Source organism: Streptomyces sp. NPDC093261 (genome assembly GCF_044753645.1).
Classification (GTDB): domain Bacteria; phylum Actinomycetota; class Actinomycetes; order Streptomycetales; family Streptomycetaceae; genus Streptomyces.
The window spans coordinates 25056-45512 of record NZ_JBIVNO010000002.1; the positions used below are offsets into that span (position 1 = coordinate 25056).

At 70.1% G+C, this 20457-nt stretch carries 20 protein-coding genes and 1 pseudogene; 11 read left to right on the forward strand and 10 right to left on the reverse strand.

Annotation, left to right across the window (positions count from 1 at the left end):
• Window positions 1-20: 20 nt before the first annotated feature.
• The 3 genes from ACIP94_RS06470 to ACIP94_RS06480 form a co-directional block, all read right to left on the reverse strand.
• Window positions 21-878: a DUF2637 domain-containing protein gene (locus tag ACIP94_RS06470; protein WP_402421695.1), complete on the reverse strand. Its 858-nt coding sequence runs from the start codon at window positions 876-878 to the stop codon at window positions 21-23.
• Between the two features lie 220 nt (window positions 879-1098).
• Entirely contained in the window at window positions 1099-2349 is a 1251-nt protein-coding gene (locus ACIP94_RS06475; protein ID WP_058081473.1) for a DUF3631 domain-containing protein, read from the reverse strand.
• A 137-nt stretch (window positions 2350-2486) separates the two neighbouring features.
• Entirely contained in the window at window positions 2487-2729 is a 243-nt protein-coding gene (locus ACIP94_RS06480) for an AlpA family transcriptional regulator (RefSeq protein WP_079088060.1), read from the reverse strand.
• Between the two features lie 481 nt (window positions 2730-3210).
• Here ACIP94_RS06480 and ACIP94_RS06485 point away from each other — a divergent pair, with 481 nt between their 5' ends.
• The gene (locus tag ACIP94_RS06485; protein WP_351222860.1) at window positions 3211-3507 is read left to right on the forward strand and encodes a helix-turn-helix transcriptional regulator; all 297 of its coding nucleotides are present in this window, start codon (window positions 3211-3213) and stop codon (window positions 3505-3507) included.
• A gap of 1 nt (window position 3508) precedes the next feature.
• Window positions 3509-4846 (forward strand): tyrosine-type recombinase/integrase, encoded by a 1338-nt coding sequence (locus ACIP94_RS06490; RefSeq protein ID WP_351222893.1) that lies wholly within the window; start codon window positions 3509-3511, stop codon window positions 4844-4846.
• 76 nt (window positions 4847-4922) lie between these two features.
• Here the strand turns inward: ACIP94_RS06490 and ACIP94_RS06495 are convergent, their stop codons facing one another.
• The gene (locus ACIP94_RS06495) at window positions 4923-5420 is read right to left on the reverse strand and encodes a hypothetical protein (RefSeq protein WP_234518336.1); all 498 of its coding nucleotides are present in this window, start codon (window positions 5418-5420) and stop codon (window positions 4923-4925) included.
• Window positions 5421-5841: 421 nt separating this feature from the next.
• Between ACIP94_RS06495 and hemL the strand changes: the two genes are divergently transcribed.
• From hemL to ACIP94_RS06540, 9 genes are all read left to right on the forward strand, one after another.
• Complete coding sequence (gene hemL, locus ACIP94_RS06500) at window positions 5842-7161, forward strand: glutamate-1-semialdehyde 2,1-aminomutase (RefSeq protein WP_402420465.1); 1320 nt, start codon at window positions 5842-5844, stop codon at window positions 7159-7161.
• The gene (locus ACIP94_RS06505) at window positions 7158-7832 is read left to right on the forward strand and encodes a histidine phosphatase family protein (protein WP_402420467.1); all 675 of its coding nucleotides are present in this window, start codon (window positions 7158-7160) and stop codon (window positions 7830-7832) included. The genes hemL and ACIP94_RS06505 overlap by 4 nt, the downstream gene beginning before the upstream one ends.
• Window positions 7833-8090: 258 nt before the next feature.
• Window positions 8091-9380 (forward strand): hypothetical protein, encoded by a 1290-nt coding sequence (locus tag ACIP94_RS06510; protein ID WP_402420470.1) that lies wholly within the window; start codon window positions 8091-8093, stop codon window positions 9378-9380.
• 66 nt (window positions 9381-9446) lie between these two features.
• A complete protein-coding gene (locus tag ACIP94_RS06515; protein WP_402420473.1) occupies window positions 9447-10082 on the forward strand; it encodes a TlpA family protein disulfide reductase in 636 nt (211 codons plus the stop codon).
• A 1-nt stretch (window position 10083) separates the two neighbouring features.
• Window positions 10084-10848 (forward strand): cytochrome c biogenesis CcdA family protein, encoded by a 765-nt coding sequence (locus ACIP94_RS06520; RefSeq protein ID WP_402420476.1) that lies wholly within the window; start codon window positions 10084-10086, stop codon window positions 10846-10848.
• Between the two features lie 3 nt (window positions 10849-10851).
• Window positions 10852-12648 carry a cytochrome c biogenesis protein ResB gene (locus tag ACIP94_RS06525; protein ID WP_402420479.1) on the forward strand — a complete coding sequence of 599 codons (1797 nt, stop codon included), beginning with the start codon at window positions 10852-10854 and terminating at the stop codon, window positions 12646-12648.
• A complete protein-coding gene (gene ccsB / locus ACIP94_RS06530; protein WP_402420482.1) occupies window positions 12645-13727 on the forward strand; it encodes a c-type cytochrome biogenesis protein CcsB in 1083 nt (360 codons plus the stop codon). The genes ACIP94_RS06525 and ccsB overlap by 4 nt, the downstream gene beginning before the upstream one ends.
• Before the next feature lie 84 nt (window positions 13728-13811).
• Window positions 13812-14063, forward strand: a complete 252-nt coding sequence (locus tag ACIP94_RS06535) for a hypothetical protein (RefSeq protein WP_402420484.1) — start codon at window positions 13812-13814, stop codon at window positions 14061-14063.
• Window positions 14064-14101: 38 nt separating this feature from the next.
• Window positions 14102-14512, forward strand: a complete 411-nt coding sequence (locus tag ACIP94_RS06540; protein WP_402420487.1) for an SRPBCC domain-containing protein — start codon at window positions 14102-14104, stop codon at window positions 14510-14512.
• Window positions 14513-14523: 11 nt separating this feature from the next.
• On the opposite strand, the gene ACIP94_RS06545 is transcribed toward ACIP94_RS06540, so the two are convergent.
• The 6 genes and pseudogenes from ACIP94_RS06545 to ACIP94_RS06570 all read right to left on the reverse strand — a co-directional run bounded on the left by ACIP94_RS06545 (window position 14524) and on the right by ACIP94_RS06570 (window position 20387).
• Window positions 14524-16068 (reverse strand): ABC transporter substrate-binding protein, encoded by a 1545-nt coding sequence (locus ACIP94_RS06545; protein ID WP_402421698.1) that lies wholly within the window; start codon window positions 16066-16068, stop codon window positions 14524-14526.
• Between the two features lie 61 nt (window positions 16069-16129).
• Complete coding sequence (locus ACIP94_RS06550; protein WP_402420490.1) at window positions 16130-18241, reverse strand: hypothetical protein; 2112 nt, start codon at window positions 18239-18241, stop codon at window positions 16130-16132.
• 176 nt (window positions 18242-18417) lie between these two features.
• Window positions 18418-19476, reverse strand: coding sequence for a sulfite oxidase (locus ACIP94_RS06555; RefSeq protein ID WP_402420493.1), 1059 nt, complete (start codon window positions 19474-19476; stop codon window positions 18418-18420).
• Between the two features lie 142 nt (window positions 19477-19618).
• Window positions 19619-19798 carry a hypothetical protein gene (locus ACIP94_RS06560; protein ID WP_402420496.1) on the reverse strand — a complete coding sequence of 60 codons (180 nt, stop codon included), beginning with the start codon at window positions 19796-19798 and terminating at the stop codon, window positions 19619-19621.
• Between the two features lie 11 nt (window positions 19799-19809).
• Window positions 19810-19964: pseudogene (locus ACIP94_RS06565) on the reverse strand (LysR family transcriptional regulator); the annotation flags it as partial.
• A 30-nt stretch (window positions 19965-19994) separates the two neighbouring features.
• Complete coding sequence (locus ACIP94_RS06570; protein WP_402420499.1) at window positions 19995-20387, reverse strand: PLD nuclease N-terminal domain-containing protein; 393 nt, start codon at window positions 20385-20387, stop codon at window positions 19995-19997.
• Between the last annotated feature and the right edge of the window lie 70 nt (window positions 20388-20457).

Genomic DNA, 20457 nt, shown 5'->3' on the forward strand with positions numbered 1-20457 from the left:
TCGGGGTGGGGCGGCGGCCCTCAGCGCGTGCCGACGGGGGCCGTGTCGGGCTCGGCCTGTCGCTGGCGGGCAGCCCGGTCGAGTTCGGCCTGTACTCGGTCCTTGAGCTGAGTGAGACGGTCCTTGCCGATGCGGTACTCAGCGGCTCGGATGGCCGCCTCGATGTTGCGGCGTGAGGCACGGTCCCCGCGTCCCAGCGGTGCGGTGCGGGCGATGGCGAGGAGTTCGTCGAAGGTGACATCCCGTTCGTGGCCCTCGTCTTTGGAGAGCGGCTTCGGGGCCCGCGGCACGTTGGCGGCTGCCTCCGCCAGGTCTGGGCGCTCGGCCACGTCACGCGAGCTCTGTGCCTCCTTCGGCAGGAAGTCATCGTCTTGCGAACGGGCAGGCCGCATGGCGCTGTGCGTGCCGTTGTGGCTGTGGCCAGAGGAGTTGTGGCCCGGTGTGGCGGCGGCCTCTTCGCCCAGACTCGTGGGGTGGCGGCGGATGACGAGGTCGAGGTGGACCGCGCCGGCCAGGGCGAGCGGAGCTATCGCGGACAGGGCGCCGACGGTGACATCGTCCAGATGGAGCCCGGCGGTGTGTGCCTGCTGGTTGAGGCGGACGGCGTGCAGAGCGTTCGCCCAGATGCTCGTGACGGTGGCGAGACCGACCAGTGCCCAGACGTACAGGCGAGAACGCCAGGGCGCGGTACGGAGGATGAGCAGGGCGGCGACGCCGATGGCGATGAACCCGTCGATCATGAGGGGGAAGGCGTAGGTGAGGACTCCGCGGATGTGGATGGCGACGGCCATCTGCCGCAGGGCGTCGTAGGAGAGGGCGAAGCCAATCGTGCCGACCAGGGCGACCCCGAGGCGGATCGCTACGGTCACTGGCGGCACGGGGGCTTGGGCGGTGAGTGAGGGCAAGCGTGGTACTCCAGGGGGAGACGGGTGCCTAGGCACGGTGCGGGGTTGCCAGTGGGGAGGGCGGCGGACTCGTCGCACCCGTCGCATGCCTGGTCAGGGCAGGTACGGGAACCTGGCGTGATACGGGAGGACCCGTCACAGTTGCCGGACCCGTCACGGGGATGACCTGCGGTGCGACGTGTGCGACGGGTGTTTACGGGTGTACGGCCGACCCGTGACGTGTGGTCTCACCGCCGTCGGGTGGCTGCTCCTCGGGGCAGTAGCGGGCCCAGGCATCGGTGAACTGTGCGTGGGTGAATCCCCGGGCCTGCCGTCCGCCTTCGAAGCGGAGGACGGCTGCCTGGATACCGAAGTCCTTCAGCAGGATCCCCAGGTAGCGCGGGGTCAGACCGGTGTTGCGGTACTCCGCCCACGGCGCCTCCTGGTCCTTGAGTAGCTCTTCCAGCAGGTCCCGCGTGCGCACGGTGTCAGGATCGCCGTAGCACGCGAAGACGCGGCGGATGTCCTTCAGCAGGCGTGTCTTCACGTTGGACTCGTCGTCCTGGCCGACCTCGGCGGCACACATGGCCACGCACGCTTCGCGTGCTCGCTCCGGCCAGGAGTCGCCTGCCAGTTCGGCGACGACCACCAGCGGTTCCCAGGTGTCGGCCGCACGGTCCTGCACCGGCATCGGCGGCACCAGGTCGGCTGCGGTGTCCATCAGCGGGCGCAGCCAGGCAGTCAGCCGGTCACGTAGGGCGTGCAGGGCGGGTATGTCGCGGCGGGAGCGGAACTGTTCCACCCGCTCACCTGGCTTGCGCCGCTGCATTCGGATCACCACGGCCCGGTCCATGACCGTGTCCGGCAGGTCCCCGATGCCGGCGAGCGCGGCCATGGCGAAGGTGGGGAACGCCTGCGGCTTGTGCTCCGGCCCGGAGATCCGCAGGGCGGGCCGGTTGCGCTGGTGGCCGGCGTTGAGGAGGCCACGCAGCTCCTCGTTCTTTTCGGCGGCCTTGATGCTGCCGAAGATGGTGTCGGCCTCGTCCACCAGCAGGGTGGGCGGGTCCGCACCGATGGCGCGGAAGACCACCGCCGGGCTGGTGTTGACCGTGATCAGCGGCTCGCGCACAGTCTCGGTGAGCACGTCCAGCAGGCGGGACTTACCGCACCGCTTCGCAGGCCCGACCACGGCGAGGCGAGGTGCGTGCTGGAGGGCGGGCTGGATGTGCGTGGCCGCCACCCACAGCGTGACGGCGGTCAGCGCCTCACTGCTGGGCAGGATCACGTACCGCGCGATGGCTTCCTGCAGCTCGTCCAGTAGCTGTGCGCCTTCTCCGGGCTGCCCTGGCTCGTCGTCCTCCGAGGTCGAGGCTTTCGCGGTGGCGTCCTGGCCCAGGGCGGCGACGGGCGGCCAGGTGGGTATCGAGGATGCGGCGGAGGAGTCGGGGGACGTAGATTCGTCCATAGGCGTTCCTTCCCGGTGGGCCGGACGGGCAAGGCCCGGCCCACCGATTCGATCGTTCAAGGGCGATGGGGGCGGGGACTCTGTGGCTCTCGGCGGTGGCTCGCGGAGAGCCGCTTCGCTGTCCCGGCAGAGCGGCTTCAGGCCGTGAGGTCGTACGCGGACTGGGCGTTCACCCAGGCGTCCACCTCGGACCAGCGGTAGCGGAGGTGGCGGCCGACCTTGTGCACGTTGGGGCCGATGCCCCGGTACTTCCACTGGTAGAGCGTTTTCACCGGCACCCCGAGATAGGCAGCGACTTCCGCCGGGGTGGCCAACGGGCCGCGCCGGGCAGCGTCGGCGGAGGAAGGGGCGTTCGCGCTGCGGAGAGAGGTATTCGGCACAGGGCTCCTTTTCGGTCTTGGACAGCGTGCCTGGACAACACAGCCACACCGCCAGCGAAGAAGTCCAGCGTTGGTTCTAAAACTCTCCACTAATTCCCTCGGCGTGGCTGGGAGGGGTAATAACCGTAGAGGTGGATCGGCCGTTGACCAAAAAGTTGGCGACTACCTCCTCATCCCTGATCGCCCGGGGGGGGCACCGACCGGGCCCGTCTCGTCGGTTGGTGCAGGCCGGAGCCTGTCTGGGCAGGTGATCAGGTGAGCTGAAGCAAGCGGTGAGCACATCATCGGTTACCGGCTCAAAACGCCCAAAGTTCACGCGCGACGGCAAGTTAGCACGGCGACTCCCGGAATTACCCGTCCGTGCCTCGTGAATGGGCGAGATAAACGCCACGCCGCCCCATGGTCACCCTGCAACGACTTCTGTAGAGTTTTAGAGCCAACTCTTGCCATAAAGGTCGGCTGCAAGTTACAGCTACCTGTCATGGCAACTCGACCCGTTGAAATAGGCCCCGCCGGCCTCCACGCCGCCCGCGCCATAGAGCGAATACGCATCGCGCGCGGCCTGACCCAGCACCAGCTGGCTGCCCGATGCACCGCGCTGGGCCGCCCGATGTCCAACACAGCCCTCAGCCGCACCGAGCGCGCCCACCGCCGCTGTGACGTCGACGACCTCGTCGCGATCGCCGCCGCCCTCGGCGTCTCGCCCGCAGTCCTGCTGCCTCTGGAGACCTCTGCGATCCAGACCTGGGAGCGCATCCAGGGGGTCCTTCTTGGCTGACGTGTACGACCGCTGGCACAAGTCCCATCCCAAGCCCACCGAGGCCGAGTGCGGTGAACACAAGAGCCGTACGCGGCAGATGGTCCCCACCGCCGATCACGGCGTCGGCAAGCGGTGGCAGGTCCGCTACCGCGATCTGGACGGCCGCCAGCGCAAGGAGAACTTCGACACCAAGGCCGAGGCGGACAACCGGGCCGCCGAGGTCGACGTCGAGATCCGGCGCGGCTCCTACGTCGTACCAGCCGAGACGAAGCAGACGCTCGGCGCCTACGCGCAGAAGTGGCTGGACGCGAACTCCGTCGGTCCGACGACAGCCCTCCGCTACGAGGCGACGGTCCGCAACCACATCGTCGAGCACCTCGGGCGACGCGAGCTGCGTTCCCTCAACCAGCCCTCGGTCATCCAGGGCTGGATCCGCAGGCTCCAGGACGCCCGCCTGGAGGTGTCGACGATCGAGGGCATTTTCGACATCCTCTCCAGCATCCTCGGCGCGGCCGTGGAGGATGGGCTGCTGCCGAAGAACCCCTGCAAGGCGAAGTCGGTCAAGCTGCCGACCGCGACCAAGAAGAAGATCATCCCTTGGCCGCTGGAGCGCGTCCGGGCAGTCCTCGCCGGCCTGCCCAAGCGCTTCCAGGCCGGCGGCAAGCTCGCCTTCGGCTGCGGCCTGCGTCAGGGCGAGGTCTTCGGCTTTGCCGTCGAGGACATCGACTTCAAGACCGGCTGGATCCACGTCAACCGCCAGGTACGGCTCGTCGGCACGAAGCCCGTCTTCGCCCTGCCCAAGGGGAACAAGATCCGATCTGTGCCTCTACCGGCCCAGCTTGCTGCCGCCCTCAAGGCCCACACGAAGGAGTTCCCGCCGGTCGAGGTCACCCTGCCGTGGGCCAAGCCGGACGGCGAGCCGAAGACCTTCCGTCTCCTCTTCGTCGACCAGAAGGGGCGGGCCTACAACCGCAGCGTCTTCAACATGGGCGACTGGAAGCGCGCTCTGGCTGCCGCCGGCGTGATCCCTCCCCGCGAGCGCGGCGCGAGGTACCTCCAGGCGGCCCCCGAAGACGGGATGCACGCCCTCCGGCACGCCTACGCCTCCGTGCTCCTGGACGCGGGTGAGAGCATAAAGGCGCTCTCCGAGTACCTCGGCCACTCGGACCCGGGCTTCACGCTCCGGACGTACACGCACTTGCTGCCGTCCAGCGAGACCCGCACCCGCAAGGCGATCGACGACGCCTTCACGGAAACGGAAGCCGAGGCGGAAAACGACGGCGACCCACCCGCAGCCCAGGGCACATCAGCACCCCCAGCAAAACCAATGTGCCCTCAATGTGCCCTGGCCGCCTGACGGCCCTCCCCGGCACCAAAAAGGGCGAGGCCCGAAGACCCCGCCCAACCCGCAAGAAACCCCAGCTCAGAGCCGGTCAGGGCCAAACCAGGCAGTACGGCTGATGCCCCGCTTCATGCAGCCGGTGGCTGAAGTCCTGCCACTCGTGCAGCAGTTGGTACACGTTGAAGGCGTCCCGGGGGCCGCCGCGGTCCGGAACCGTGGACCAGATGAAGGCCGCCGCGCCCACGGCCTCCTCGCCGATGCCGCGCAGCGGGTCCACGACCGTCATGGGGAGTTTGACCACCGCGTAGTCGGGATGCAGGACCACCAGTTCCAGCGGCGGGACCTTGTGCAGCGGGACGCCCTCGATGCCCGTGAGGACCATCGCCGCCATCGTCTCGGGCTTGATCTTGGTGAACATGCCGCCCATGCCGAGCTCGTCGCCGCCCAGCTCCTCGGGCCGCATCGAGATCGGGACGCGGGCTGCCGTCGCGCCGTCCGGCGCGCCGAAGTACTTGTACGTCACCCCCACCCGACCACCATTCCCGCTCCCTACCCTGAGCCGGTCGACCGCGCGGCCTCTTCTGTCCATACGCGCCGCACGCTCGATTCGCTCAGGATCAGCCGGCGAAGCCTTCGAACCCTGCGCACCTTGTGAACTCTGTGAACTTTGCGAACCCTGAGAAATCGGTCGATCCGCCGGGTTCTGGGGAACCTGGGAACCGCGCGAGCCCTGCGGCTCGTGCGCCTCGTAAGGACCCTGCGCCCGATGTGTTTCCGTCGTTTCCTCCGCGTCGCGCCGGTGCCTTCCCCGCCGGGCACGCCGAGGACCCAGGTCATCGGTCCCCTCGCCCAGTCCGCCACCGCGATGCATATCTCCACCCGACTGCTGTTCTAGGACGCGTGGCCCCCGCCGCGCAACCCGATCATCGTGTCAGTGACCTCCCCCACGGCCGCCCGCCGAAACGTGCGGTGAAACACCTGTCCGCAGGATCTTCGCGGCCTCTGACACCATGGCTAGTGTGAGCTATCCGTACGAAGCCCCAGTTTCGCAGACTCTTTTCGAGCGCGCGGCGGCCGTCACGCCCGGCGGCGTGAACTCTCCGGTGCGCGCCTTCCGCGCCGTGGGCGGTACGCCCCGGTTCATGGTGTCCGGTAACGGTCCCTATCTGACCGATGCCGATGGACGCGAATACGTTGATCTTGTTTGTTCGTGGGGGCCCATGATTCTCGGGCACTCCCACCCCGAGGTGATCGCCGCCGTCCAGGAGGCCGTCTCGCGCGGTACGTCCTTCGGCACCCCCGGTGAGGGCGAGGTCGCGCTCGCCGAGGAGATCGTCGCCCGGGTGGAGCCGGTCGAGCAGGTGCGGCTCGTCTCCAGCGGGACCGAGGCCACCATGTCGGCGATCCGGCTCGCCCGCGGATTCACCCGGCGGTCGAAGGTGGTCAAGTTCGCCGGTTGTTATCACGGGCACGTCGACTCGCTGCTCGCCGCCGCCGGCAGCGGCGTCGCCACCTTCGCCCTGCCCGACACGCCCGGCGTCACCGGTGCCCAGGCCGGGGACACGATCGTGCTGCCGTACAACGACCTCGACGCCGTGCGCGCCGCCTTCGCCGCCCACCCCGGTGAGATCGCCTGTGTGATCACCGAGGCGTCGCCCGGGAACATGGGCGTGGTGCCGCCGCTGCCCGGGTTCAACCAGGGGCTCAAGGATCTCTGCCACGCAAACGGGGCCCTGTACATCTCCGACGAGGTCATGACCGGATTCCGTACCAGCCGCGCGGGCTGGTACGGCATCGACGGCGTGAAGCCGGACCTGATGACCTTCGGCAAGGTCATGGGCGGCGGTTTCCCCGCCGCCGCCTTCGGCGGGCGCGCCGACGTCATGGCGCACCTCGCCCCGGCCGGCCCGGTGTACCAGGCCGGCACCCTCTCCGGGAACCCGGTCGCCACCGCCGCCGGCCTCGCCCAGCTGCGGCTGCTCGACGACGCCGCGTACGAGAAGGTCGACGCGGTGTCGGCCGAGATCCGTGCGCTCGTCACGGACGCGCTCGCCAAGGAGGGCGTGGCGCACCGGCTCCAGAGCGCGTCCAACATGTTCTCCGTGTTCTTCACCGACCGTCCGGTGGTCGACTACGAGGACGCCAAGGCGCAGGAGTCCTTCCGGTTCACCGCCTTCTTCCACTCCCTTCTCTCCCAGGGCGTCTATCTGCCGCCCTCGTCGTTCGAGTCCTGGTTCGTCTCCACCGCCCACGACGAGCGGGCGATCCAGCGCATCGCCGACGCCCTTCCGGCGGCGGCCCGGGCAGCAGCGGAGGCCACGGCAGCATGAGTGACATCACCGTCGTCCACCTGATGCGCCACGGCGAGGTCGCCAACCCGAGCGGGGTGCTGTACGGGCGGCTGCCCGGCTACCACCTCTCCGAGCTCGGCCGGCAGATGGCCGAGCGGGTCGCCGAGCATCTCGCCTCCCGGGACATCACCCACGTCGTCGCCTCCCCGCTGGAGCGGGCCCAGGAGACGGCCACCCCGATCGCCAAGGCGCACGGCCTGGACCTCGCCGTCGACGAGCGGCTCATCGAGGCCGAGAACGTGTTCCAGGGCAAGACCTTCGGGGTCGGGGACGGCGCGCTGCGGCGGCCGGAGAACTGGAAGCACCTGGTCAACCCGTTCAAGCCGTCGTGGGGCGAGCCGTATGTGGAGCAGGTGGTCCGGATGACGGCGGCGCTGGACGCCGCCAAGGACGCCGCGCGCGGTCATGAGGCCGTGTGCGTCAGCCACCAGCTGCCGATCTGGATCGTGCGCAGCTTCGTGGAGAAGCGGCGGCTGTGGCACGACCCGCGCAAGCGGCAGTGCACGCTCGCCTCTCTTACCACGTTCACGTACCAGGGCGACAGAATCGTGTCGGTGGGGTACAGCGAGCCGGCCCGGGACCTGGTACCGCCTCATCTGCTGGCGGGCGCCAAGCCGGTGAAGGGGGCGGGCAAGGCGTTCGGGGCCTGAGCGCGCGGGGCTTGACCGCCTGGCGGTACGGGGCCCTGAGTGCGTGGTGGGTGTACGCCTCTCGGTGAGGCGTACACCCGCGACAAGGCGTACGGCTTACGCGAAGGCGTACGCTGCGTCACAAAGCGTATTCGGTCCCGTCATCCACTGGTATCTTCGTAAAATCCCCTACATATAAGTGCGTTCGGCGGAACCGCGGTCTCGGTTGTGTCCTCTCATTGTGTGACCACTGAGAGGACGCTATGAGATGGGGACGGGATGCGGGACATCAGCCGACGGGGACTGATCGGGCTCGGGGCGGGCACCGCGGCCGCTATGGGACTGGTCGCGTGCGGCACCCAGGGGCGTAAGGACGCCCGGTCCGGCGGTGGTTCCGGCAAGGGGGGCTCCGACGCCCCCGACAGCCCCACGGCCTCCGCGCGTCCGCTCGGTGACGGCTCCACCGCCGACACCGGCAAGCAGCCCCACCAGCCGGCCAAGCCGGTGCCCCTGGAGCCCGGTGAGACCCCGCCGCAGTTCGTGATCTTCTCGTGGGACGGGGCCGGCGAGGTCGGCAACGGTCTCTTCCCGCGCTTCCTGGACCTCGCCAAGGAGCACGGCGCGCACATGACCTTCTTCCTCTCCGGGCTCTATCTGCTGCCCGAGTCGAAGAAGCGCATGTACCTGCCCCCCAACAACCGGCCGGGCGCCTCCGACATCGGCTATCTGACCGACGCGCACATCCGCTCCACGCTCCAGAACGTCCGCCGGGCCTGGCTCGAGGGCCACGAGATAGGCACCCACTTCAACGGCCACTTCTGTGGCGAGAGCCACACCTCGGTGAAGTGGTGGACGCCCAAGCAGTGGCACAGCGAGATCCGGCAGGCCAAGGCCTTCGTCAAGGAGTGGAAGACCAACACCGGGTTCACGGACCTGCCGCCGCTGCCCTTCGACTACGACAAGGAGCTGGTCGGCGCACGTACGCCCTGCCTGCTCGGGCAGGACAACCTGCTGCCCACCGCCCGCGAACTCGGCTGGCGCTACGACGCCTCCTCGCCCGGTGGCCGGCAGATGTGGCCGGTCAAGCGGCAGGGCGTGTGGGACTACCCGCTCCAGGCGATACCGTTCCCGGGGCACACCTTCGAGGTGCTGTCCATGGACTACAACATCCTCGCCAACCAGTCGATCGCGACCACGAAGGCGCCCCCGTCCAACTACCCCGGCTGGCGCACCCAGGCGACCCAGGCGTACGTAGCCGGATTTGAGCGGGCATATCAGACAAACCGTGCGCCCTTCTTCATAGGGAACCACTTCGAGCACTGGAACGGCGGCATCTACATGGACGCGGTCGAGGCGGCGTTCAAGCACATCGCGCGCGAGAAGGAGAAGGGCGCCGATGTGCGGCTCGTCTCCTTCAGGCAGTTCACGGACTGGCTCGACGTGCAGCGGCCCGAGACCGTCCGCAAGCTGCAGAGCCTCGGTGTGGGACAGCAGCCGACGGGCGGCTGGAAGCAGTTCCTCGCGGACAGCGGCAAGGGGGCTTCGAGTACCCCGTCGAAGACCGCGTGAAATGCGGTTTTCCGTCCGCGAGGGGGGTGCGCAAGATCCCCGGAACGGACATGCGAAACTTTTCACATGAGTGCCGCCTGCCGCGCCCCCCAGCGCCTGAACCGCACCCGTAGCCGCAGTCGCCGCCGCGCCGCCCTCGCCTCCGCCGGGGCCGCCGTGGCGGCGCTTGTGCTGTCCGCCTGCGGTTCCGGCGGTACCTCCGGGGGTTCGGGCAACACCAACTTCATCACCGGCAAGGACGGCATCGCGACCGTCAAGAAGGGCGAGCGGGCCGCAGCCCCCGACCTGTCCGGCACGACGATCGACGGGCAGAAGCTCGATGTCGCCGACTACAAGGGCAAGGTCGTCGTCATCAATGTGTGGGGCTCCTGGTGCCCGCCGTGCCGCGCGGAGGCGACGAACTTCGTCAAGGTCGCCAAGGACACCGCGGACAAGGGCGTCCAGTTCGTCGGCATCAACACCCGCGACACCAGCACCGAGCCGGCCCGCGCCTTCGAGAAGCAGTACGGCGTCACGTATCCGAGCCTGTACGACCCGACCGGCCGGCTGATGCTCCGCTTCAAGAAGGGCACCCTGAACCCGCAGGCGATCCCCTCCACGCTGGTCCTCGACCGGAACGGGAAGATCGCCGCGCGGACCCTGCAGCCCCTCACCGAGGACAAGCTGCGCGAGATGGTCGACCCGGTCGTCGCGGAGAAGTGACGTGCCCGGAGTGACCCTGCTCGCCGCGACCACCGGCTCGGCCCTGCCCGGTGCGCTGCTGCTCGCCCTGCCGGTCGCCGTCCTCGGCGGACTCGTCTCCTTCTTCTCGCCGTGCGTGCTGCCCCTCGTGCCCGGCTACCTCTCCTACGTCACCGGGGTCGCCGGTACCGACCTCGCCGAGGCCAGGCGGGGCCGGATGGCCGCGGGCGCCTCGCTGTTCGTGCTCGGCTTCACCGCCGTGTTCGTGTCCGGCGGGGCGCTGTTCGGGTACTTCGGGCACACGCTTCAGGAGCACGACGGCACCCTCACCAAGGTGCTCGGCGTGCTCATGATCCTGCTGGGCGTCTTCTTCATGGGCCTGATGCCCTGGCTCACCCAGCGCGAGTTCCGGTTCCACCGGAGGCCCGCCACCGGCCTGGTCGGCGCGCCCCTGCTCGGCGCGCTCTTCGGCATCGGCTGGACCCCGTGCATCGGCCCGACCCTCGCCTCCGTGCAGGCGCTCTCCTTCGACCAGGCGAGCGCCGGACGCGGGGCTCTGCTGACCGTCGCGTACTGCCTCGGCCTCGGTATCCCCTTCGTCCTCGCCGCGGTCGCCTTCCGCAAGGCGCTCGGCGCGTTCGGCTGGGTCAAGCGTCACTACGTCTGGGTCATGCGCATCGGAGGCACCATGATGATCGTGACCGGCCTGCTGCTGCTGACGGGCGTCTGGGACGGGATCGTGCAGCAGATGCAGAGCTGGTCCGACGGCTTCACGGTGGGGATCTGATCCATGAGCGACACACGGAGCACCGACGTGCACAGCGAGACGACGGACACGACCCCCGACGGCGATCTCGGTGAGGCCGGCTCGCAACTGTCCACCGCCCCCGCCGAGGTCGCCATGCCCGGCTCCTTCGGCGGCTCCCGGGAGCCCGGCGCCCTGGGCTGGACCACCTGGGCCGCGCGTGAGGTCACCGGCTGGGCCCGCTGGTTCTGGCGGCAGCTGACCTCCATGCGGGTCGCGCTGATCCTGCTCTTCCTGCTCTCGCTCGGCGCGATCCCGGGCTCGCTGATCCCGCAGGCCGGCACCGACGCGCTGAAGGTGCAGGACTTCAAGGACGCCCACAGGACACTGGGCCCCCTCTACGACAGGCTCGGGCTGTTCCACGTCTACAGCTCGGTGTGGTTCTCGGCGATCTACATCCTGCTGTTCGTCTCCCTCATCGGCTGTATCGTCCCGCGCACCTGGCAGTTCGTCGGCCAGCTCAGGGGCCGCCCGCCGGCCGCCCCCAAGCGGCTGACCCGGCTGCCCGCGTACGCGACCTGGCGCACCGACGCCGACCCCGAGCAGGTCCGCGAGGCCGCGCTCGAGCTGCTCAGGCGGCGCCGCTTCCGGTCGCATGTGGCCGGGGACGCGGTCGCGGCCGAGAAGGGCTATCTGCGCGAGGCCGGCAACCTGGCCTTCCATCTCGCCCTGATCGTGATGCTGATCGCCTTCGCCTGGGGCCAGCTCTTCAAGTCCGAGGGCAACAAGCTGATCGTCGAGGGCGACGGATTCTCCAACACCCTCACCCAGTACGACGACTTCAAGTCCGGCAACCTCTTCACCGACGACGACCTGGTGCCGTTCAGCTTCCGGCTGGACGACTTCAAGGGCACCTACGAGCGCACCGGTCCCAACAAGGGCACCCCGCGCACGTACCAGGCGAACATCACCTACAACGTGGGCGCCTACGGCAAGGACCGGAAGACCGCCGTCAAGGTCAACGAGCCGCTGAACATCGGCGACGCGAAGGTCTACCTGGTCAGCCACGGATACGCGCCCGTCGTCACCGTCCGCGACGGCAAGGGCGGCGTCGTCTTCCACGACGCCGTGCCGCTGCTGCCGATCGACCCCAACGTCACCTCCCAGGGCGCCGTCAAGGTCTACGACGGCTACCGCAACGCCCAGGGGCAGGCCGACCAGCTCGGCTTCGCGGCCTTCTTCGTGCCGACCTTCGCCGGCGCCGGCAAGGGCACGATGTTCTCCCAGTTCCCGGCGCTGGACTTCCCCGTGCTCGCGGTGTCCGCGTACCACGGCGACCTGGGCGTCAACTCGGGCATCCCGCAGAACGTGTACCAGCTCAACACGAAGAACCTGAAGCCCTTCAAGGACGCCAAGGGCAACCTCGTCAAGGCCCGTCTGCTGCCCGGCGAGACCATGCAGCTGCCCGGCGGCAACGGCTCGATCACCTTCGACAAGCAGGTCAGGGAATGGGCCGGCTTCCAGATCGTGCAGCAGCCGGCGAGCGGCTGGGCGCTCGGCGGTGCCGTCGCCGCCATCTTCGGTCTGGCAGGCTCCCTGTTCATCCAGCGCCGCCGTGTCTGGGTGCGGGCCGCGGCCGGCCCCGACGGGGTGACCGTGGTGGAGATGGCGGGCCTCGGACGGAGCGAGTCCGCGAAGCTGCCCGAGGAACTCGGCGACCTGGCCGCGCTCGTCCACGACCGGGCACCCGCCAAGACCGACGAGAAGGACGACGCCGACCCCGACCAGGAGCCGGGCGCCGAAACCCCCGTACCCGCCGCTGAAGGGGCTCAGAAGAAGTGACCCTCGCCACCGCCACCAACGAACACCTCGCGGACATCAGCAACACGCTGATCTACTCCGCGATGGCCGTCTACACCCTGGCCTTCTTCGCCTACATCGCCGAATGGCTCTTCGGCAGCCGCAGCAAGGTCGCCCGCACCGCGCACGCCCTCACCGCGGGCGGCGCGCAGCAGGCCGAGGCGCCCGCCGTCACGGTCAAGAAGGCCGGGGGCACCGCGGTGCTGGAGCGACCGAAGGTCGTCACCCGCTCCGCGGCCGGCGCCCGTGACGTGCCGGACGGCCCCGGCGCCCACGGCGGTGACGCCCAGGGCGACCTCTACGGCCGGATCGCCGTCTCCCTCACCGTGCTGGCCTTCCTCGTGGAGCTGGCGGGTGTCATCGCCCGCGCGGCCTCCGTGGAGCGGGCGCCGTGGGGCAACATGTACGAGTTCAACATCACCTTCTCCACGGTCGCCGTCGGCGTGTACCTCGCGCTGCTCGCCCTGAAGAAGAACGTGCGCTGGCTCGGCCTCTTCCTCACCACCACGGTCCTGCTCGACCTCGGTCTCGCCGTCACCGTGCTGTACACGGCCAGCGACCAGCTCGTCCCCGCGCTGCACTCGTACTGGCTGTACATCCACGTCTCCACGGCCATCGTCTGCGGCGCGGTCTTCTACGTCGGGGCGGTCGGCACGCTCCTCTACCTCTTCAAGGACTCCTACGAGAACAAGCTCGCGAACGGCGGCAAGCCCGGCACCTTCGCCACCTCCGTCCTGGAGCGGCTGCCCGCCTCGGCGTCCCTCGACAAGTTCGCCTACCGCGTGAACGCCGCCGTCTTCCCGCTGTGGACGTTCACGATCATCGCGGGCGCCATCTGGGCCGAGTCGGCCTGGGGCCGCTACTGGGGCTGGGACCCCAAGGAGACCTGGGCCTTCATCACCTGGGTCGCGTACGCCTGTTATCTGCACGCCCGCTCCACGGCCGGCTGGAAGGGCCGCAAGGCCGCGTACATCGCGCTCATCGCCTTCGGCTGCTGGCTGTTCAACTACTACGGCGTGAACATCTTCGTGGGCGGCAAGCACTCCTACGCGGGCGTGTAGCGCCCTGTCGCGAAGGCCGGTTCCCTGTGACCTGAGTCACCGGAACCGGCCTTTGCCGTACGGACAGACGGGGAGCCGCCCAGGGTGAGCCCCGCCCTCCACCGGGCCGCCGCGACGATCCCCGGCGTCCGGCTGGTCCGCGGAGTGGAGGACCCGGCCGGCCGCGAGGGGGTCGCGGTCACGCGGACGATCGGGCGCCAAAGCGAGCGGCTGATCCTCGACCCGAAGAGCCACACCTTCCCCGGGGAGCGAGAGCTGGACACGAAGGGCCAGGTCACGGGCGCGAGCGCGGTGCTCACACGGGCCGTGGTCGACAAGGCGGGCGAGCGTCCGTAACACGTGCGGAACCCCGGCCGCCGGGCCAGGCTGGTGTCATGACCAATCCCATCCAGGGGGGCAACGCCGAGCACCGGGGGGATCTGCACGTACGCCACTATCTGCTGCGCCTGGCCCGGCCCGTGGAGGAGGTCTGGCCCGCCCTGGCCACCTCCGCGGGCCTGGGGGAGTGGCTGGCTCCCGTCGAGCCGTTCGAGCCCCGGCTCGGCGGAGCGGTGGCGCTCCGGCTGCCGGAGGGCACGGCCAGGGGCCGGATCACGGCCTGGGACGTGGAACGGGTCGCCGAGTACACCCTGGAGGGCCGCGGCCGTATCCGCTTCCATCTGGAGCCGGGCCGCCCGGTGGGCACCACCGTGCGCTTCACGCACGAGAGCAGGCAGGACGTCGACCCGGGCTGGCGCAAGCGCTTCGAGCGTCTGCTCGCCGTCGTGGAGGCCGACGTCCTCTGACGGGACGGGGCTCACGCCGGCGGCAGGCACTCCTTTGCGGGCGGCTTGCCCTCCGGCCAGGCCAGTTTCACGAACCGCGAGCCGCCCGAAGGGGTCAGCTCCACGACCGCCACGGCCTTGTCGTAGGGGTTCCCGTGCCCGTCGAGGCAGATCCATCCGCTCGCGCCGTTCACCCGGTGCGAGCCCTTGATGTACGACCACTCGTTGACCACGTCGGCGAGCGGTGGCACGGCCTGGCCGGTCGGCGTGGCCTCCCGCAGCCCCTGCACCGCGAGCCGCATCCCGTCGTACGCGATGATCAGCTGTCCGTCCCCCAGGGCCGTCGGTCCGATCGGCCCGATCGGCTGGTCCTCGCTCCGGGCGAGCAGATCGTCCAGCGCCTTGGCGTCCGCGGTGCTGCCGCCCGTCGCCGGGGTCTGTTTCCGCCAGGCGTCCGGGTGGGCCAGCGAGGTGTAGCGGACGGCGAGGTTGCGGGTGAGGGCGTCCCGGTTGAGCTTTCCGTCGCCGGTGAGATACGACCCCTCGTCTCCCGTGAGCACGGTGAGCCTGCGGTCCGTGCAGCCTCGGTCCCCCAACGCGTTGACGAACTGGCGCAGTTGGGTGTGCCGTCCGGCGAACAGGATCGTGTTCATGGACGCCGGGGTGTCGCACACGAGGGACGCGATCTGCCGGAACTGGTTGCCGGTCGTGCCGTCCAGCGTGCGGTCGGCGGGCGGGGTGAACGCCTGCGGCGCGATCCGCGATCCGGACAGCAGCCGCTGGAAGGAGTCCTGGAGCGTCCGCGTGTAGGGGTCCCCCGGCTTGTCGTACACCAACAGCGCCTGCCCGCCCGACACCCCGGCGAACGAGGCGAGGGCGCGGGCCTCGTCCGTGTTGGTGGGGGCGACCCGGGCGAGCCCCGGGTAGGGGTCCTTGCCGCCCTGTCCGTTGGCCAGGTCGTCGGCGGTGATCGAGGTGCCGATCACGGGGATGCCCCGCCGGGTCAGTGCCTCGACCGCCTCCTTGTTGGCGTCGGTGCTCTGCCCTATCCCGGTGACCGCCCGCAGGGTGTCCGGACCCTTGGCCATCGCGTCCAGCCGGTCGACGACGGTCTGCCAGTGCGACCCGTCCGCACCGGGGTTGGCGAGGACGAGCCGGATGGACGGGGACTGGCCGGTGGTGTCGTGGTTGGCCTGGTACTGGGCCAGATAGGCGCCCTGCAACTGGTGCTGGATGTCGTTGAGGCTGGCCGGGGCCGACGCGGTGAACGGCAGGAACAGGGCGACGGTCACATAGCTGCCGGGCTTGAGCCGGCGGTTCTCCCGGTCGATCGCCCGCACGGTGGCGGTGAACGGGGAGCGGCCGAAGTCGTACGCCGTCGCCGACACGCCCACGCAGTCGTCGCTGTCCTGGGGACGGGACACCCCCGGCGCGCAGGAACGGTCCTCCTTGGTCATCACGAGACCCGACCACACGGCCGCGGCCACGACCACGGCGGCCAGCAGCAGCGCCACATACCGGCGGAAGCGAATCTCCCAGACGTCCTCGCGCAGCCATCTCCACAGCCGTGCCGCCATCATCGACCCCCGCCCTCGTACAAAGACCCGTCAGTTCCCAAGGCCACCCATGCCACGCACGTCACCCCTGGCCCCCGCCCCCGCCCCCGTCCCCGTCCCCGTCCTCGGCCGGGATCCGCAGGGGACGGCCGGCCGACGCGTCCGAGGGCCAGTCCCGCGAGGCGCGCCACAGCAGGGCCGTGCCCCCGGGCCGCAGGTTCGACAACTGCTCCAGCTCGAAACGCAGCCGCTCGGCCACCTCGGGGTCGGGCAGCACCAGCGGGTCGGTGAGCTGCCACACCGCGTGCAGCAGCCGCCGTACGCGCAGGTGCAGGGCGGCGTCCACGCCCTCGGGCGGCCGCTGTGCCGGGTCCGTACGGCCGAGTGCCACCGCGGCCCGATGGTCGTGGCCGTCGAAGTCGTGGCCCTCGGGGTCGTGTGCGTGGTAGTAGGGCGCGGACGCGATGAAGACCAGATCGGACAGCCAGGCGCCGACCTCCGTGACCGGGAAGGTGTCCCGCAGATGGGCCACCGCGAAGTCGGCCTTGCCGAGGGCCAGTTCATGGTGCAGCCGATAGCGGGCCGCGTCCGGGGTGCCCCGCTCGCCGTAGTGGTCGATGACCGCCCGGTGGGCCGCCTGCCACTGCGCGTGGTCCGCGTCGAGGTGGTGCAGCCGCAGCAGGAGCAGTGCCCGCAGGAACGGGTCGCCGACGAACTGCCCGGCCGCCGTCGGCCACCCCTCCTCGGCGAGCCGCTCCTGTAATCCGAGCACCCCGGCGGCGCCGAAGTCGTCCGGGAGCCGGTCCGCGGCGAGCGCCAGCGCCGAGTCCCGGTCGTGCGCGGCGGCGAGCACGGTCAGTTCGTCGAGCCGGCCGCCCGGCACCAGCCGGTCGAGTAACTGCCGGTAGGCGGGATGGCCGTCGTGGTCGGCGTGGAGGGCGACGTCCGCGGTGAGCAGCGCGCCGAGGGAGCGGGCACCGCGGGGCAGGTTCTGCCGGGCGGACTCGGCGAGCAGGGTGATGCCGAGCGGGCTGCCACCGGTCAGGCGGTGGGTGACGTGCGGAAGCCGGGGCGGCACCTGAAGGCCCTGGCACGCGGCGCCCACGAGGTGCAGGGTGGCGTCGGGCGTCAGCGGCGGCAGCGACACGAGCAGCGCCCGGGAGGACGGGGAGGCAGCCGGCTCCCAGCCGGTGGTGCGGGCGACCTCGGTGAGGGCCCGACGGCCGGCGTTCCGGAGCGCGGGGTGGGCGTATCCGCGCAGGGCGGCGAAGAAGACGACCTGGTCACGGATGCCGTCCGCGCGGTCGCGCAGCACGGACTCCATGAGGCCGCGCCCGGCGGGTGCCTGCACGTTGTCGATCAGCACGACGGGGCGGCCCAGCCGGTGGGAGCGCTGCATGACCCCGGCGTACGCGTCGTCGAGGTCGGCCAGCAGGGCCCGTACGAGATAGCGCTCGGCGTGGGTGCGGGCGTCGCCGCCGGCCCGGAAGTGCCCCGAGAGCAGGATCAGCCCGAGCTTGGGGTTGCCGCCCGCGTTCGGGTAGTCCCGATACCAGGTGGCGGCCCTCCGCAGCCGCCGGTGGGTCGGCGAGACCCCTTCGCTGAAGGACTCCAGGGTCGCTTCGATGATCGGCTCGACGACGGGCCCGGTGTTCGACATGGAGGCGACGAGCTTGGCGACCACCTTGCCCACCCAGCGCCCCGCGAACCCGTCGAGGAAGGACCGGGCGTCGTTCAGCAGCAGGATCCGCTCCGCCTCTTGCCGGATCCTCGGCACGTCCCGGTCGTTCCAGCCGCCGGCCGCGACGGCCAGCAGCCCCGAGGCAAGCCGCGGGAAATTGATCCGGCCCGCTCCCTTCACCGGCTCGGCGAGCTGCTCGGCGACGGTCGTGAGGGCCTGGGAGACCGGCGACCAGGCCTCGCCGGGCCGTTCCGGGGGCGCCGCCGCGAACTGCGCCTCCTCGGCGTCGATCAGCGCGACGGGCGTATGCCCCTGGTAGGCGGTGCGCGTCTCGGCGAGCAGGGCGCTCTTGCCGAGCCCGCGCCCGCCGGCGAACACCACGAACGGCAGGTCGCCCTCGTGTTCCCGGGGCGAGGAGCGGAGCTGGTACGGACGCAGACCGACGAGCCGCGCAGCGAGGCCGGGCGGGTCGGTGTCGAACAGCGGCCCCCGGCCGTGCAGCGGTCTGTGCACCGCGTCTCCCCCCGGAGCGGTCCGATCCGATGTGCTGCTGTGAGGTCTACCAAGGCCAGTGTAAAAAGGGGGAGTTGATTCGGACTAGGGTGCGCGATGTCCGTTGGGTTACGAAAGTCTTCCGCTGCCGGCCGCGAATGATCGTCCCTCGGGTCAGCGGTGTTCATGCGCGGTCGTCAGGTGTGGCAGGTGACGTGCAGGCCGGCCCAGGAGTTGTTGGCGTATCCCCTGGGGTTCCAGACCGTCGCCGGTGATTCGGGCTCTACGGCTCCGGTGGAGTCCCAGGCGCGGGCGAGGAGTTCCGTCTCGCCGGCGGGCAGCGTGAGCGTGGTGCGCCAGTGCTGCCACGTCCAGGGGTTCTCCGGTGCGTCCAGATCGGCGTGGGTCCAGCTTCCGCCGTTGTCGGGGGAGACGTCGACGCGCGCCACGGTCCGGTCCTCCCCGGCGAGGGCGTAGCCGGTGACCTCGGTGGGTCCGGCGGGCAGCCGGGCGTCCCTGTCCGGCTGGAGGATGGCGCAGTGGAGGGCGATCGGGCCCAGCGTGATGCCGTCGCCCGGTGCGGCCGTGCGCGGGTCGGCTTCCGGCGGCAGGATGCTGTATTCGGTCTGGAAGTAGTTGTCGGACGGTTCTGTTCGGGCGGTGATGCGCTGGAGCCATTTGACGCTGCGGGCGCCGATCCAGCCCGGGACGACCACGCGCAGCGGAGCGCCGTGCGCGGCGGGCAGCGGCTCGTCGTTCATCGCCCAGGCCAGCAGCACCTCGTCGGAGAGCGCCTTCGCCGCCGGGACGGAGCCGCCGAAGGGCGCCGGCGGGTCGGTCTGCTGCGAGACGTCGGTGCCGGTGAAGGCGATATGGGCGGCCTCCCGCCGGAGTCCGGCCGATGCCAGCACATCCGCCAGACGCACCCCGCTCCAGCATGCGGTGGAGGTGGCTGCCGGGCCCCAGGGGACCTGGCCCGGTATGTCGCGGAACTCCATGAGATCGGCGCGGCGGTTGCCGGCGCACTGCAGGGTCGCCACCAGCTTCCGCTCGGGGAAGCGGCGCCGCAGCTCGTCGATCGACAACTCCAGCGCGTGATCGACGAGACCGTCCACCCGCAGCCGCCAGCGGGCCGGGTCGATGCGGGGGATCGGCCCGTGATTGCGGCCGTAGAAGGTGTCCAGGGGGGTGAGCTGAGCCAGGAGGGCGCCAGGAGGTGGTTCAGCGTTGTACGGTTCAGTCTCATGCACCAGCATATTGTCCCGTTTATTCCATATGCCCATATAACTCCCGTTCCCCGAACTGTCCGAGACGATACGTTCGCCGCCTCCTGAGTCCGCGTCCGCGTGCCGCGTCAGACGGACCTCGAGCGGCGGTGTCACTCTCGGTCTCCATCTGTCACGCCGGGTAGTCCGACGACAGGGCGAAGCCGGGAACCGGACGTCCCCGTGACTCCATCGTCTTCAACTGGGTCCCGCTGTTCGAGGCGAAGTCCACGGGTTCGAGCGCGGTCAGTTCCCGCTCGAACAAGTCCCGGTAGGCGCAGGCGGGTTCGGCGGCCGGCAGGGGCTGCCCCACGAGATCGGCCGCCGGATGCGGCCGCCGAGCCGGCCGAAGAGTTCGGTGCCGAGCGAGGATTCCAGGGCGCGCACCTGACTGGTCACGCTGGACTGCGCGTACGCCGGTTCCGCCGCGGCCGGGTGAAGCTCAGGACGGCGGCGACCTTCTCGAAGGTGACGAGCAGCCGAGTTCCATCGGTCGGCCCCCGGTCCGCTCAGTCCTTGGCGTCCTCGCCGCGTTCCCGGCGGCGCAACTCCTCCTCGCGGCGGCGCAGATCGGCCTCCCAGTCCTTCAGCAGTGCCTCGTCCTTCTTGTTCTCTTCCTTCAGCGACCTGAGGAAATCGGGATTGTCGTCGGGAGCGACCCAGTCCATACGGTGGTTGCGGTGCCACTCGGAGGGCGTCGAGCCGTTCGCCGGGGCGTGGCGCACCTTGCCCGCGACGAGCCAGGCGATCGGTCCGACCAGCACCTCGCCGAAGAGCAGGATGACGATGACCCAGACCACCTTGGGCAGGCCCCGGATCTGCTCCTCGGGGGTGTTCAGGCAGTCGATGAAGGCGTATATCCACAGCGCCAGGACCAGCAGGTAGGGCAGATACCTGAACATGGTGGTCGGATCCCCCAGGAGACGACGGCGGGGCGTGGGACGGCCCCGGTGACGGGGCCAGGTTAGCCGG